Source organism: Sorangium sp. So ce281 (assembly GCF_051527395.1).
Lineage (GTDB): Bacteria > Myxococcota_A > Polyangia > Polyangiales > Polyangiaceae > Sorangium > Sorangium cellulosum_B.
In genome coordinates this window covers 2,261,315-2,274,915 of the sequence record NZ_CP150322.1, presented here as the reverse complement: position 1 = coordinate 2,274,915, position 13,601 = coordinate 2,261,315, and the positions used below count along the sequence as shown (strand labels likewise).

Sequence of the window (13,601 nt, the reverse complement as noted above, 5' to 3'; positions counted from 1 at the left end):
CGCGGGCGCTCAGGGCTTCGTGGCGCCGAACTTCGCCCGGAGCGCGTCGCAGACGGCGGCGGGCGCGTAGTGGCTGACGTCGCCGCCGTGGCTCGCGATCTCGCGCACGAGCGACGCGGAGACGAAGCCGTAGTGGGTGCGCGTCGGCAGGAACACGGTATCGACGCCGGGGAGCATGTCCGCGTTCGCGTGGGCGATCTGCAGCTCGTACTCGAAGTCGGTCGCCGCGCGCAGGCCGCGGACGATCACCCGCGCGCCGACGCGCTGGCAGTACTGGATGAGGAGCCCCTCGAACGAATCGATCCGCGCGTTCGTCACCTCGCTCGTGGTCTGGCGCAGCAGCTCCAGCCGCTCCGAGTACGTGAACAGCGGGTGCTTCGTCGGATGCCGGCCGACGGCGATGATCACCTCACCGAACAGCTTCGACGCCCGCTGGATCAGATCGAGGTGACCGAACGTGATCGGATCGAAGCTCCCCGCGTAAACTGCCAACAGATCCTTGGACATGACGCTCACTGGTCCGGCGTCCGCTTGGGAGCGCCCGCAGGTGGAGTCGACTTCGGAGCGGCCGCAGGTGGAGTCGACTTCGGAGCGGCCGCGGGGGGGGTCAGCGGCGCCTGGAGCGCGGGCCCCTGGGGCGCAGGTGAGCCGGGCGCGCCAGCTGGACCGGCGCCCTCTGCTGGCGGCGCGGCGGGGGCCTGCCCTTCGTTGACGGGCGCCGGCGCGCTGCCCCGGAGCACCTTGTTCACCGCGGTGTCGTCCTCGATCCACATGAGCCGACCGCCGTCGCCGAAGGTGACACGGAAGTAGGCGAGCAGCCCCGCCCCGATCACGCCGTCCAGATCGAGCTGGAGCTGCTTCTCGACCGCCTGGAGCGGCGCCCCGTACACGCCCGGGACCTTCGGGATCTCCAGCGCGCCCAGCCGCAGCATCGGCACGACGCCCTGCTTCAGCTTCTGCTCCGGATCCTGCTCGACCCGCTTCAACCCATCGGCCTCGAAGCCGGCCTTCTTCCAGCCTTCCTTGTCGAGCGCGATCGGGAACGTCATCGACGTGTCGATGAGCAGCGGTCCCTGCACCGACTTGTCGGGGCCGAGGCTGCTCCGCAGCACCATGCCGCCGCCCTTGATGAAGACGACGTCGACGCGCGTCGCGTCGGGCGGCGCCGGCGGGGAGAAGCTGCGCACGACGAACTGCCAGCCGCTGTAGTCGATGGTCGCGTTGAGGCGGCGGAGCAGGTTCACCCCGAGCAGCGCCTTGACCGGCGCGCCGATCTGCTTCGAGACGCCCGACAGGTCCTGCGTGAGGGCGGGCACGTCGTTGATCTCGAGCTTCTTGCCGAAGCGGAGGGAGACCCAGCTCGGCTCCTTGCGCGTGCTGCTGTCGAGGACCACCTCGCCCGTGCCGGTCGACACCATCGCGAGCGCCGACTCGCCGTCGATCTCGAGCGGGACGACGAAGAACGGGGCCGCGGGGCTGACGTGCTGCATCTCGATCGCCGCGAGGAGCGCGCCCGAGACCGTGAACGGCGCGCGCCCCGCGCCGCGCCTCGCCAGCTTGGCGATCGACTTCGCCCACTCGTCGACGACGTCGGGATCGTCGAGCATCGCCTCGAGCTCGTCGGCGGCGGCGTCGAGATCGCCCTTGTACCAGAGCGCGCGCCCGCGGAGCCCTGCGGCCTCGGAGCCGGCGACGCCCTTGAGGAGGCGCAGCGCCTCGGCGTAATCGAGCCGGGCCAGCGCGATGCGCCCCGCGAGCAGCCGGGCCTCGGCGTCGGTCGGGACGATCGTCAGGGCCCTCGAGACCGCATCGCGCGCGTTCTCGACGTCGGCGGACTGGAACTCCTGTCGAGCGCGGGCGAGCCATTTCTCGGCCGCCGGCGGGCGGGCGGACTCCGGGCCGATCATGCTCGAGCACGAGGCGAGGAAGGTCGCGGTCAGGAGGCCGCCGAGGCGGACGGCGAGGGAGCGTCTCGTCGGCGAGGTTCGGTTCGAGTGGATTCGCACGTGGATCTCAGGCCCTTTGCGGCACACCGTCCGGCCCGAGCTCTCCCGGCGAAATCGGCTCGATCGCCAGGATGCGATCGGCCCGTAGCTCGCGACGGCTGCGCGACGGGAGCAGATAGCCGAGAACCCGGGGTGGGTCGAGGTCCGTTCGCACCCCCGTTACGCACACGACGAGCTCCTCCGGCCCCCGACGCGCCGGACGGTACCTCACGCGCACGGTGGCGCCATGCTCGGCCGCGCGCACCGCCGCTGCCACCAGCGCCGGGCGGGCGTGGCGCTCGCCGATCCGGACGTGCCACAGGTCGCGCGGCGTCCGCGGCGCGAGGACCTCCACGATCTTGCGGAACACGGCGCGCAGGGCGTGGACGTCGTCTTCGGCGCGGTGGGCGCGCTCGCGGTGCACGCCGAGCTCCCGGCAGAGGGAGGCGAGGCTGTGGCTCGGCAGGGCGAAGGCCCGGCGGGAGAGGACGAGCGTGTCGAGGTAGTGCGGGAGGCGCCTCGCCCTGCCCGCCCGCGCAAGCTCGGCCTCGAGGAACGCGACGTCCCACGCGGCCGCGTGCGCGACGAGCACCGCGCCCTCCGTGACCTGGTCGATGCGATCGCAGAGCTCGGCGAACGTGGGCGCGCCCGCGAGCTCCCGCGGATCGATGCCGTGCACGTGCGCGTTGCCGAACACGCCCGGCTCGGGCCGCACGAGCGACGTGATCGCGTCCTCGCGCGCATCCCCCCGCGTCCGCTCGGCGCAGACCTCGATCACGCGATCGCTCCCGGGGCGGAGGCCCGTCATCTCGAGGTCGAGGAACACGAGCGGCGCGCTCTCGATCGGATCATCCCATGGCGAGCCGGCGGGGGGCTCCGCGCCGGTCGCCCGCTCGGGCCCCACCCTTTCGCGCTGCTCCGTCATCCGACCTGCTTCCCCACCACGGCGGCTCGACCCAGGAGACGACCGTCCCTCGACATGGACGCGTCTTAGCGAATACGGCGCCCGATCGAAAGCGATCCGCGCGGAGCGTCGAGCGCGGCACGCCCGGCCCGTGACGTCCGGGCTCCGGCGCGCAGCCCGAGCTTCGACAGGGCGGGCGCGGGGGGTTCGAGGCGACGCCCTGACGGCGCAGGGCGCGGCGTCGCGCCCGATCCGCCGGGTGGCAACGGCAGAGATCCAGCAGAAACGCCGCCGTGCAGCCCCGGATGTTCACCGGAGCTTTCGTTGCTACACTGCCCAGCGTGCCGGACGGGGTAGCTACAGTCCCGGGGGGCTCTCCTCACGAGGAGCTCGATCTCGGCGACGGTTTTTCAGGGTTCCGCTGCGAGCGTAGGACCGAGCCGCTCGATCTCCCGGTCCTCGTGGTGAACCGCTTCTTCCAACCTGTGCAGATCACGACCGCGCGCCGCGCTTTCCTGCTGCTCTTCGGCGGGGCCGCCCTCGCCGTCGACGAAGTCGGCGATCTCCACGATTTCTCGGCGTGGCGGGGCTTGCCGGTGCGCGAGAAGGACGATGGCCTCCCCGTGGTCGGCGGCTCGCTCCGCGTGCCGCGCGTCCTCCACCTCCGCCGGTACGACCGCATGCGGCGCCCGACGATCCGGCTGACGCGGAAGAACGTGATGCTCCGCGACGCGCACCAGTGCCAGTACTGTGCGCGCCGCCCGCCCGTTCGCGATCTCAACATCGACCACGTGCTCCCCCGGTCGCGCGGCGGCGAGGACACCTGGGAGAACCTCGTGACCGCGTGCCGCACGTGCAACCTCCGCAAGGGCTGGCGCACGCCGGACGAGGCCAGCATGCGGCTCATCCGCCAGCCTCTGCCGCCGCGGTGGTCGGCGACGATGCAGATCCTGATCGGCTTGCCGCATTCGTTCGACGAGTGGAGCCCCTTCCTCAGGGCCGGCTGACGGGCCCCCGTAGGTCTCCCCTCGGCGTCGAAGGCAGGCGCCGACGAGCTGATCGTTCACGGCGCCACGGTCACGCGCCCTTGCTCGTCACAGTAGGCGATCGCTCTCCACCCCTCCTCGGTGCAGAGGAAGAAGTCGATGCAGCCGGTCCAGCACGCGGTATCCGCGCAGGTCTCCGCGGCGTCCGCCGGGCAGTCCGGCTGCTGCAGGGCGGGCGAGCAGCCCGCGGCCTCGCCGCTGCGATCGAGCGTCACGACCTCGCACGCGCCGGGGCCGCCGCCCGCCCCCCCGTCCCCGGCGGGCTCACCGGCGGAATCGCAGACCGCGGCCTCCGTCCAGGCCCCCTCGAGGCAGTCGTAGAGCGCACGGCACGCGGCATCGTCGCAGGTGCCTCCCCGACCGATCGGGCACCCTCCCGGGGGGATCTGGCCGCACAGCCGCGGCTCCGCGATGGGATCGCAGCCTGCCGGCGCGAGGACGGCGACGGCGGCGGCCGCGAGGAAGCACAGCGGGATCTTCAAGACGGCCGTCGAGGAGAGCTCGGATTGCCGGCGCGAGGGGAGAAAAACGCGAGGCGCCTCGCCTCCGCTCAGCCGAACCGTTTAGTATGCGCGCCATGCGTCCCTGCGCCACTGCCAGCGCCGTGTTCACCGGAGTCCTCCTCGCCGCGGCCCTGTTCGCGGCCTGCTCGAGCGGCGCCGCGCCGCCGCCTTCGCCGCCTGACAGCGCGCCGCTCGGCGCTTCGCCGCCGCCCGCCTCGCAGCCGACGTCCCCTGGCGCCGCGGCGCCGGCCGCCACGGCCGCCGGCGCCGCGGACCCGGCCGCCGCCGCGCCCGCGCAGCCGGCCTTGCCTGCGAGCCGCAAGAAGGCCCCCGAGACCGTCGAGGACTGCAAGGTCATCGCCTCCGAGATCACGAACGATCCGCCGGACGGCGGGGTCGTGATGAACAACGCGACGACCTCCGCCGACGCCGGATCGAGCGATCGCCTGCAGCCGCTCGTCGACGCGATCAAGGCGAGGCGCGACGGCTTCCGCTGCTGCTTCGATCTCTACGCCCGCAAGCACCCGGGCGCGCAGGGCAGGATCACGTGGCAGCTCAAGCTGAAGCCCGACGGGACGTTCGAGGAGGCGAGCATCGTGCGCGACAAGAGCGACGTGACCGCGCCGCAGGTCGAGTCCTGCATGGAGGAGCTCGCGAAGTCGATCACCTGGGCGCGCTCGCCGAGCGGCAAGGAGACCGTGCTGACCTACCCCTTCGACTTCAAGCGACGCAACTACTAGCAGCGCGCCGCCTGCGAGGAGCACGTCAGTGTCGAGCGACGCTTCGGGGATCCTGCGCGGCTCGGGCCACCCCGGCCGCAATGCCTACGCCGAGCTGCTCCGCGACACGCGCGGCCTGAGGCGGGAGCAGCAGCAAGCGCGCGAGGCGTGGTTCGCGCGCCTCGCCGCCGACAAGAAGGACGAGACGCTCTTCGAGCTCGAGATCCTCCTGAAGGGCGTCGCCTGCTTCGCGAACCCGCGGAACCACCCGGGCGCCGGGCGGCGCCAGACGATCGTCAGCCACGATTTCCGCGAGCACCTCCAGCACGCCCGCGACGGCATGGCGCGCGTGGTCCAGCTGACGCGCACCATGCTCGGCGATCGCGATCGCGCCTTCGTCTTCCAGCGCTACCTGGAGACGGTGCTCCCGGAGGACACGGCGCGCACGCGCCTCCTCCACGCGACGATGGCGCAGGAGTCGCCGGAGTCGAGCCTCTTCGTGCTCCGGCACGGCTTCACGAACCTCATCGAGGTCGCGGGCGGGCTGCTCCGGCTGCCGAGGGTCAGCTTCAGGCTCTTCTACGCCCACCTCGCGACGGCGATGCGCGAGATCGCCCAGAGCACGTTCTTCAACCCGCTCCACGCGCTCGAGTTTCGCCCGGAGTTCGATCGCATCCCGTCGACGCAGGTGCTCGAGCTCATCCACCGCGTGCCCGGCGAGCAGGCGCACCGGCTCGTGGCGCTCACGTTCCTCGCGCTGTTCAGGATGCTCAGGTACCTCCGCCTGCTCGACGCCATCGCGCTCGATCACTCGGATCACCGCGTGGCGGGGCGCGGGTACCTCGTGCTCGCGGTCCTGCGCAGCGACGCCCGCGCGCTCTCGAACTACCTCCGGCGCCGGGCGGGCGCGCTGCTCGCGGACAGCTTCGAGCGCGATCTCCTGCGCGTGCCCGCGAGCGACATCATCGCGCGCCACGACGAGCTCGCCGCCGAGGGGCACCGCCTCCTCTCCACGAAGGCCGCGCTGAGCGGGCTCGCCGCGAACCTGCGGCTCGAGATGCGCCGCGCCTTCGAGCACGACCTCCCGCCCGCCGACGCGCTGGTGAGCGAGTCCGAGTACCGGGTCCGCCTCCGCGCCGTCTCGCACGGCCTCCGCCCCGCCCTGCAGAACGCGATCCTGTTCCTCGGCAGGTCGCTCGGCGCGAAGCTCGAGGAGGGCCGCGTCTTCGACGATCAGGCCGCGCGGCGCGCGACGAGCGATCGCCTCCGACGCGACGTGTGGATGTTCGCGCAGATCGCGCGCGCGTTCGCGAGCAAGGCGCGCCACACCGGCCCGGCGCCCGACCGCTGGACCGGCATCGCGAGCTTCGCGTTCGTGCGCGAGTTTCTCTCGTATTTCCGGGCGATGGGCTACCCGCTGCTCCGGGTGGGCGACTACCCCCACGTCGACGCGTTCGTCTCCGCGATGACGGCGCTCGAGGAGAGCGACTTCCTCGATCCGCAGCGGCTCGACGCTGCCATCCGCGAGTGCGAGGCGTTCTTCGAGTTCCTGATGAAGCTGTTCGAGCAGATCTCGAAGCGCGAGGATCTCGCCGGCGTCCCGTTCGATCGCAAGGGCGCCGCGCGCGCTCTCCGGCTCTACCTCGGCGAGCGCACCTGAGCTCCCCTCGCGGGTCGCGCCGCCGCATCCTCAGAGCGCAGCGAGGGCACGAGCGCCGCTCGTAGATCCTGGAAGCTCCCCCGCGGTCCGCCGTCGCCGAGCGGGGCGCACGCGCCCCACCCGCTGCTCCGGCACCCCGGCGAACAGGCGCAGCGCGCCGATGCCGGCCACCTCGGCCGCAGGCGGCGGCGCCGCCGCGGGGACATCGTCCACCCGCGCGCGCCTCCGGCCTGGACCCGCGCGTCCGGATCCGCGGCGTCCTCACCCCCCGATGGTCTTGTAAGACGGATTATCTGATCGCAGCCGGCGGGTCGGCTCGCTGCGCCTCGTTCTGTTGAAAGACCCGAGGCGCTCCCGAGTCACCTTATTCCGACTCGTCGGACGGGCCGGTGCTCGCAGGAGCAGGAGCCGGGGTGCTCTTGCGCGCGCCGCGGGTGCTCGCGCCCTTGGCCGGCGCGCGCTTGGCGGCGGCGCGACCTCGAGGAGCGGCCGCCTTCTTCGGCGCAGCCGCCCGCTTGCCGGCGGCCTTCGCCTTGCGCTTCGGGGCGGCCTTCTTCGCGGCCGGCTTCTTGGCGGCGGCGCGCTTCGGGGTCTTCTTGGCGGCGGCGCGCTTCGGGGCGGCCTTCTTCGCTGCCTTCCGCGCCGGCTTCTTCGCGACCTTCCCGGCCTTCGCGGCGGCCGGCTTCTTGGCCGACTTCGTCACCTTCTTCGCAGGCTTCTTCGCGGTCTTCTTAGCAGCCATTGGAAATCCTCCTGCATTCGCCCCGGCACGGCACGGCGGACATCGCCGAACGTCCTCTCCGCTACAGTTTCCTTACCGAGGCAACAGATGTTGCACGACGTATATTGCCACGCATGGTGATGGTCAAGGAAAATCTTGCAGGCCCTAAACCGATGTATCCCGTGTGTTCCAGGCAAACTGGTCCGCAAGCGTTGCGAGGGTAAACGTCGGAGCAGGCCGTGGTGAAGCAACCAGACCGAGGCGTACGACTGATTTTAGTTGACAGTTGACGGGATGTCTGTCTTGGCCCGTTGCGCTCCTTCCTGGCGATCGCGCGCCTGCGCGGCGCCGCAAACGGCGCCGGAGCGCTCATGGTCGCACGGAGCTCCAGCGTTGCGCAGGCTCTAGAGAGCCTTGTGCGGCGCCATTCGCCTCGCTACGGTCGCGCCGCCTGCGCGGCGCCCCTCATGGCCGAGCGCCGCGCTGCTCTAGGCTGCTCTAGGAGGAAAGGTATGTTGGTTCGTCGCTCGACGTCGTGGTTGTTGCTTGGCGCAACGCTCCTTGCGGGCTCGGGGGCGCTCGGGTGCGGCTACTCGGAGGAGGAGATGCAGGCGAAGATCCGCGAGATCGAGGGCCTGAAGACCCAGCTGAGCGCCGAGCAGGCGCAGAACAAGAAGGCCAAGAGCGAGCTCGACGAGGCGGCGGCCCGGATCGAGCAGCTCAAGTCCCAGCTCAAGGCGGCGGGCGTGGACATCTCCAACCTGAACGCGAACCTCGAACAGCAGGCGCGCGCGCTCGAGGACTTCCGCCGCCGTGCCCAGCAGCTCGAGGACATCAAGAAGCGCTTCGAGGTGCTGCGGGACAAGCTCCAGGCCCTCACCAAGCTCGGGCTCAGCGTGACCGTCCGCAACAACCGCATGGTCATCCAGCTGCCCGGCGACGTCCTCTTCGACTCGGGACGGGAGACGCTCAAGAAGGAGGGTCAGGAGATCCTGCTCAAGGTGGCCGAGGTCATCCGCAACGACTCCGGCCTGTCGTCGCGCTCCTTCCAGGTCGCCGGACACACGGACAACGCGCCGCTCGCCGGCGGCCGCTTCAAGGACAACTGGGGGCTCAGCGTGATGCGCGCCCGCGAGGTGCTGGCGTTCCTGCTCCAGCCCGAGGACAAGGGCGGCGGCGGCCTCAAGCCCGAGCGGTGGAGCGCCTCCGGCTACGGCGACACCGACCCGGTGAAGCCCAACGACACCCCGGAGAACAAGCAGGCCAACCGGCGCTGCGAGCTCGTGGTGCTGCCGAACGTCGAGGAGATGCTCGACCTGAAGACGCTCACCCAGTAGGGCTCGGGGCATGAGCGTCGCGGCCATCGACATCGGCACGAACTCGGTCCTCCTGCTCATCGCCGAACGCCGCGCGGGTGAGCTCGTCGCGCTCGTCGAGCGCGCGACCATCACCCGGCTCGGCCAGGGGGTCGACGCGGCGCGCGCGCTCGCGCCCGAGGCCGTGGAGCGCACGCTCGCCTGCCTCGCCCGCTACGGAGAGGAGCTCCGGTCCCGGGGGGTCGAGCGCGTGGACGCCGTCGGGACCAGCGCGATGCGCGACGCCGCCGGCGGCGAGGCGTTCATCGCCCGCGCCCGCGAGCTCATCGGCGTCGCGCCGCGCGTGATCTCCGGGCCGGAGGAGGCGGAGCTCACGTACGCCGGCGCGCTGACGGGGCTCGACCTGCCGGCCCGCGGTCCCACGATCGTGGTCGACGTGGGCGGCGGCAGCACGGAGATCATCGTCGGCAGCGTCGGCGGCGCGGTGGAGCAGGCGGTGAGCCTCGACGTGGGGAGCGTCCGCCTGACCGAGCGCCACGTGCGCACGGATCCGCCGGCCGCCGCGGACCTCGAGGCCGTCCGCGCCGACGTCCGGGCGGCGCTGGCGACCCTTCCAGCCGTGCCCCACCTCGCGGCGCCCACCCTGGTCGGCGTCGCGGGCACGGTGACGACCCTCGCAGCGCTCGTGCGCGACGTGGCCCCCTACGACGGCGCCCGCGTGCATGGCGCGCGGGTATCCGGGGCAGAGATCGTGGACGTCACGTCCCGCCTCGCTTCCCTGCCGCTCGCCGCGCGCAAGCAGCTGCGCGCGCTGGATCCAGCGCGCGCGGACGTCATCGTGGCGGGCAGCGTGCTCATCGAGGAGATCCTCGCGTGGGCCTCGCGGCTCGCCGGAGCTCCTGTCGATCTCGTCGCTTCGGATCGCGGCGTCCGCTGGGGGCTCGCCGAGCGCCTCAGCGCCGCCTGAGCCCCCCGGCTCGTTTGAAGGCCGGACGTAACGCCCGAGGTCGTCGCGTCCGTCACATTTTCGAGTCATCCCACCCAGGTCAGGTCCGCCACCTCTCCCGGAGAGGCCCGCTCTGCCCTAAACTAGGCGGGTGAGCCGGCGTGCACCCACGCCGATGCTTCCATCGGTACACACTGCCACCCCGCCCGACCCCGAGGAAAAACCAGAGTGATCATGCCACGATGGCCCAACCACGGGGATTTTCGTTGACGTATCTCGGCCGGCTCACTAGAGTGCGCGCGCCTGGCGCAAACCGGCCCTTTTCCAAGAGGGCCGTTCCCCCAACCTCAATCCCTTCCGCCCGCAACCGTCCGCTTCAACCGCCGCTTGTCAAGATTCCGCCGTGCACGCCCGAGCACCGACCTCTCGCGGGTCACGGAGGTGCTCGCGTTCCTGCTTCTCGCACAGCGGTCTCGAGCGGCGGCTCATGGCTCTTTTCTCGGAATTTTTCTCGGAATGCGTGACGGTGTGTGTCGGTTCTGCGGGTCCAGGTTCAACCGCATGTGCAGCGTACGCCCCTCGAAGGGATTTCGGGAGGCAGACGAAAAACTAAAAGGACGGCGGGGTGGAAGGCAAAGGAGACGATATGCAGGCTCGTTCGGAGATCCAGTTCAAGGTGGGCGACAAAGCCGTCTACCCGGCCCAAGGCGTGGCCGAGGTGGTCAACATCGAGGAGAAGGACATCGCTGGCAACCGTCAGCGATTCTATGTTCTCCGCATCTTGGACACGGATCGAAAGATCATGGTTCCAGTCAGCAACGCGAGCGCGGTCGGCCTTCGCCAGGTCATCTCTGAACAGGAAATCCGGGAAATTTTCGACATCCTCCGCGAGCGTACCATCGCGTTCGACAACCAGACCTGGAACCGTCGGTACCGCGGCTTCATGGACAAGATCAAGACGGGTTCTATTTACGACGTCGCCGAGGTGCTACGCGACCTCTATCGCTTGAAGACGGACAAGCAGCTCTCGTTCGGTGAGCGCCGCATGCTCGACACCGCCCGGACGCTGATCGTGAAGGAGATCGCGATCGCCCGAGGCCAGACGGAGGAGCAGGTGAAGACCGAGATCGAGGCGATCTTTCTCGCCAACTGAGGCGTTACCTCATGGTTAGCGGCCCTGCGGCCGCTGCCGATGGAGGCCGGCACTGCCGGCCTCCGGGCTTTTGTGGGCCGAGAACGCCGTGCACCACCGATCCGGGCGCGTTCAGAGATCGCTGCCCGGTCGCCTCTGCACGGGGGGGAGCGGGGGCAGCGTCACATCGACGCGCCACCCCGCGTCCTCGTAGACGCAGGGCACCTGGACGCGCTCTCCCGGGAGCAGGCCGGCGATGTCCACGAGGGCGTGGGCGCCGGCGATCTGGGTGGTGTAGCGCTGCGGCTCGAAGCGCAAGAGGAAGCGGGACGGCGTGATCATCGCCTCGGGCGCGATCGCCTTGCCGGTCGCGGCGCTGTAGCGCTGCGCGCGCGACGCGAGGTTGTCCCGAGCGCGCCGCGACAGGAGGTCGAAGGCGGCCTTGGCGTCAGCCGGGTCGCCGTGCAGCTGGCGCAGGCGGGCGACCAGCTCCCGGACGGCGCCGTCGGGCGTGCCGCTCGGAGGCCGCCTGTTGCATCCGGCGGAGGCGAGCGCCGCGACCGAGAGCGCGATCGCCACGCCGGCCCGGACGAGGCGCGCGCCCGGCCGTCGGGCGTCCTGTCGCGCGGGTTGCCGGTGCATGACCATGCGGCCCTCTCCTTAGAACGACGCGTCGCCGACGTCCACGGCGCGCGGCCGCCGGCCCCGGGGTGACGTCGCCGCGGATCGCGCTCTTACCGGAGGTTGCGCGCGCCCGCGCGCACGCGCCGTCACCCCGGCGCGGCGCTGGCGAGCGCACCCACCTGGCGGAGCGCCTCGTACAGGACGATGGACACCGCGTTGGCCAGGTTGAGGGAGCGCACGGGACCCAGCGTGGGAATGCCGAAGACGTCGTCCGGCATCCGCGCGAGGAGCTCGGGGTCGAGGCCTGCGCTCTCCTTGCCGAACACCAGCGCGTCGCCTGGCCGGAAGTCCGCGTCGAGGTAGCTCCGCGGAGCCACCGCGCTGAAGAGGCGGAGCCGAGCGTTCGGGTGATGGTGGCGAAAGTGGGCGATGTCGAGCTGCTGCTCGAGCGTGACCAGGTGCCAGTAGTCAAGCCCCGCGCGGCGGACACTCCGCTCGTCGATGCGGAACCCCAGCCTCCCGAGCAGATGCAAGGGGCTCTGCGTCGCAGCGGCGAGCCGCGCGATGTTGCCTGTGTTCTGCGGGATCTCCGGCTCCACCAGCACGATCCGGAACGGCGGATCGAGCGGCGCCGCGCGGAGCCGGGGGCGACCATCGTTGAGCACGCCCTCTCTTTCCGCGACGCGCCCGCGCGCCGCAACCCCCGAGCGGAGGATCGCGCGCGCGGCCTGGCTCGCCGGCGCCGCCTCGACAGATAGCCAGCCCACGCGGTCGCGCGGAAAACGCGAACCGAACGGACGGAGGCCCCTCTGTTCGCTTGACGGCTGTACGAGCGGACACGTAGCCTCCCGCCTCGGAGACACGGAATGCGCGCATCGTGCTGGATCGCTTCGGCTATTGCCCTCGCAGGAGTGGCGTCGTCCTCGCTCGCGGCCGCCGACGCCATGGATCCGGCGCTCGCGCGGCTCGTGCGCGCCCCGGAGCCGAGCCTCGGCGGCGCCGCCGTGCCCTGCCGCATCACGGGGCCGGAGGGTGGCCTCTACTACAACCCCGCTTCCCGTTATCAGCGCTGCCTGACCGACGACGCTGCGTTCGCCAAGCTCATCGCGCAGTACGGCTTCGCGGTGGCGCCTTCGGCGATGCACTCGGCGCGGACGACGGGCTACGGCGGGTTCGAGATCGGCATCGAGGCCAACTACACGAAGATTGACAGCGACGCCGATTACTGGAAGCAGGGCACGCAGGGGCCGCAGGATCCGATCAGCAAGAACTTCTCCATCGAGAACCGGAGCCCGGACTCCTTCCTGCAGCACTACTCCCTCAAGGTCCGCAAGGGTTTTCCGTTCGGGTTCGAGCTCACCGGCGCCGTCGGATTCCTCGCCAACACCAGCCTCGTGAGCGCGGGCGCCGACGTGCGCTGGTCGCTGTTCGAGGGGTTCCGCCGAGGGCTCCCCGCGATCCTCCCGGAGCTCGCCGTCGGCGGCAGCGTCCGGAGCGTCACCGGGACCGAGGAGTTCCAGCTGACCGTGGCCGGCGTCGACGCAGTGATCTCGAAGCCTCTGCCGATCGCCGGCACGGTCGTGATCACCCCCTACGCCGGCTACCAGTGGCTCCGGATCTTCGGAGACTCGGGGCTCATCGATCTCACCCCGAACACCGACGCCGTGAACTTCTGCAACTTCCGCGGGGTGAACTCGCCTGCCAACCCCGTGCAGGGGCAGGACGGCAAGCCGCTCCCCCACGACGGCCAGCCGGTGTGCGCGGGCGGCTCCCAGGCCGACTTCAACAACACCGTGGTGTTCGACGCCGTGCGCATGAACCGCCACCGCCTCCATTTCGGCGCGCAGCTGCGGTTCCAGATGGTCAAGCTCGGCGCGCACTTCATCACCGACGTCGTGAGCCCCGAGGACGCGAACCAGGGCGCGGCGAACGAGATCGACGGCGAGAACAAGTTCGCCGGGCTCGGGTCGCAGTGGACCCTCGGGCTCGATCTCGGCGCGATGTTCTGAGGCCCACTGCGCCGGGGACGCTCGCCACGGGCCCCC

The 13,601-nt window shown here is 71.0% G+C and carries 14 protein-coding genes; 7 read left to right on the top strand and 7 right to left on the bottom strand.

Annotation, left to right across the window (positions count from 1 at the left end):
• Window positions 1-9: 9 nt before the first annotated feature.
• Genes coaD through WMF27_RS08635 form a run of 3 tightly spaced genes read right to left on the bottom strand, consistent with a single transcriptional unit; the run spans window position 10 to window position 2,910 of the window.
• Window positions 10-507: a pantetheine-phosphate adenylyltransferase gene (gene coaD, locus WMF27_RS08645; RefSeq protein ID WP_437769392.1), complete on the bottom strand. Its 498-nt coding sequence runs from the start codon at window positions 505-507 to the stop codon at window positions 10-12.
• Between the two features lie 5 nt (window positions 508-512).
• A complete protein-coding gene (locus WMF27_RS08640; protein WP_437769393.1) occupies window positions 513-2,006 on the bottom strand; it encodes a tetratricopeptide repeat protein in 1,494 nt (497 codons plus the stop codon).
• A 7-nt stretch (window positions 2,007-2,013) separates the two neighbouring features.
• Window positions 2,014-2,910: a 3'-5' exonuclease gene (locus WMF27_RS08635; RefSeq protein ID WP_437769394.1), complete on the bottom strand. Its 897-nt coding sequence runs from the start codon at window positions 2,908-2,910 to the stop codon at window positions 2,014-2,016.
• Between the two features lie 320 nt (window positions 2,911-3,230).
• On the opposite strand from WMF27_RS08635, the gene WMF27_RS08630 reads away from it, so the two are divergent.
• Window positions 3,231-3,896 carry an HNH endonuclease gene (locus WMF27_RS08630; protein WP_437769395.1) on the top strand — a complete coding sequence of 222 codons (666 nt, stop codon included), beginning with the start codon at window positions 3,231-3,233 and terminating at the stop codon, window positions 3,894-3,896.
• A gap of 56 nt (window positions 3,897-3,952) precedes the next feature.
• On the opposite strand, the gene WMF27_RS08625 is transcribed toward WMF27_RS08630, so the two are convergent.
• On the bottom strand, window positions 3,953-4,417 hold the full coding sequence (locus WMF27_RS08625; protein WP_437769396.1) for a hypothetical protein: 465 nt from the start codon (window positions 4,415-4,417) through the stop codon (window positions 3,953-3,955).
• A gap of 95 nt (window positions 4,418-4,512) precedes the next feature.
• Between WMF27_RS08625 and WMF27_RS08620 the strand changes: the two genes are divergently transcribed.
• Window positions 4,513-5,178 carry an AgmX/PglI C-terminal domain-containing protein gene (locus tag WMF27_RS08620; protein WP_437769397.1) on the top strand — a complete coding sequence of 222 codons (666 nt, stop codon included), beginning with the start codon at window positions 4,513-4,515 and terminating at the stop codon, window positions 5,176-5,178.
• A gap of 28 nt (window positions 5,179-5,206) precedes the next feature.
• Window positions 5,207-6,817, top strand: coding sequence for a hypothetical protein (locus WMF27_RS08615; protein WP_437769398.1), 1,611 nt, complete (start codon window positions 5,207-5,209; stop codon window positions 6,815-6,817).
• A 364-nt stretch (window positions 6,818-7,181) separates the two neighbouring features.
• On the opposite strand, the gene WMF27_RS08610 is transcribed toward WMF27_RS08615, so the two are convergent.
• Window positions 7,182-7,559 carry a hypothetical protein gene (locus WMF27_RS08610; RefSeq protein WP_012234342.1) on the bottom strand — a complete coding sequence of 126 codons (378 nt, stop codon included), beginning with the start codon at window positions 7,557-7,559 and terminating at the stop codon, window positions 7,182-7,184.
• Window positions 7,560-8,050: 491 nt separating this feature from the next.
• On the opposite strand from WMF27_RS08610, the gene WMF27_RS08605 reads away from it, so the two are divergent.
• From WMF27_RS08605 to WMF27_RS08595, 3 genes are all read left to right on the top strand, one after another.
• On the top strand, window positions 8,051-8,875 hold the full coding sequence (locus WMF27_RS08605; protein WP_437769399.1) for an OmpA family protein: 825 nt from the start codon (window positions 8,051-8,053) through the stop codon (window positions 8,873-8,875).
• Between the two features lie 10 nt (window positions 8,876-8,885).
• Window positions 8,886-9,821 carry a Ppx/GppA phosphatase family protein gene (locus tag WMF27_RS08600; RefSeq protein ID WP_437769400.1) on the top strand — a complete coding sequence of 312 codons (936 nt, stop codon included), beginning with the start codon at window positions 8,886-8,888 and terminating at the stop codon, window positions 9,819-9,821.
• A gap of 625 nt (window positions 9,822-10,446) precedes the next feature.
• Window positions 10,447-10,953 (top strand): CarD family transcriptional regulator, encoded by a 507-nt coding sequence (locus tag WMF27_RS08595; protein ID WP_012234339.1) that lies wholly within the window; start codon window positions 10,447-10,449, stop codon window positions 10,951-10,953.
• A gap of 111 nt (window positions 10,954-11,064) precedes the next feature.
• On the opposite strand, the gene WMF27_RS08590 is transcribed toward WMF27_RS08595, so the two are convergent.
• Together WMF27_RS08590 and WMF27_RS08585 are read right to left on the bottom strand one after the other, a co-directional pair.
• Window positions 11,065-11,580: a hypothetical protein gene (locus WMF27_RS08590; RefSeq protein WP_437769401.1), complete on the bottom strand. Its 516-nt coding sequence runs from the start codon at window positions 11,578-11,580 to the stop codon at window positions 11,065-11,067.
• A 122-nt stretch (window positions 11,581-11,702) separates the two neighbouring features.
• Window positions 11,703-12,221 (bottom strand): tRNA (cytidine(34)-2'-O)-methyltransferase, encoded by a 519-nt coding sequence (locus WMF27_RS08585; RefSeq protein ID WP_437769402.1) that lies wholly within the window; start codon window positions 12,219-12,221, stop codon window positions 11,703-11,705.
• Between the two features lie 246 nt (window positions 12,222-12,467).
• Between WMF27_RS08585 and WMF27_RS08580 the strand changes: the two genes are divergently transcribed.
• Window positions 12,468-13,565: a hypothetical protein gene (locus WMF27_RS08580; RefSeq protein ID WP_437769403.1), complete on the top strand. Its 1,098-nt coding sequence runs from the start codon at window positions 12,468-12,470 to the stop codon at window positions 13,563-13,565.
• The last annotated feature ends 36 nt before the right edge of the window (window positions 13,566-13,601 follow it).

Coding starts and splice junctions, on each gene's coding strand:
- coaD (WP_437769392.1), bottom strand. CDS start 507: ATGTCCAAGGATCTGTTGGCAGTTTACGCGGGGAGCTTCGATCCGATC.
- WMF27_RS08635 (WP_437769394.1), bottom strand. CDS start 2,910: ATGACGGAGCAGCGCGAAAGGGTGGGGCCCGAGCGGGCGACCGGCGCG.
- WMF27_RS08620 (WP_437769397.1), top strand. CDS start 4,513: ATGCGTCCCTGCGCCACTGCCAGCGCCGTGTTCACCGGAGTCCTCCTC.
- WMF27_RS08610 (WP_012234342.1), bottom strand. CDS start 7,559: ATGGCTGCTAAGAAGACCGCGAAGAAGCCTGCGAAGAAGGTGACGAAG.
- WMF27_RS08605 (WP_437769399.1), top strand. CDS start 8,051: ATGTTGGTTCGTCGCTCGACGTCGTGGTTGTTGCTTGGCGCAACGCTC.
- WMF27_RS08600 (WP_437769400.1), top strand. CDS start 8,886: ATGAGCGTCGCGGCCATCGACATCGGCACGAACTCGGTCCTCCTGCTC.
- WMF27_RS08595 (WP_012234339.1), top strand. CDS start 10,447: ATGCAGGCTCGTTCGGAGATCCAGTTCAAGGTGGGCGACAAAGCCGTC.
- WMF27_RS08590 (WP_437769401.1), bottom strand. CDS start 11,580: ATGGTCATGCACCGGCAACCCGCGCGACAGGACGCCCGACGGCCGGGC.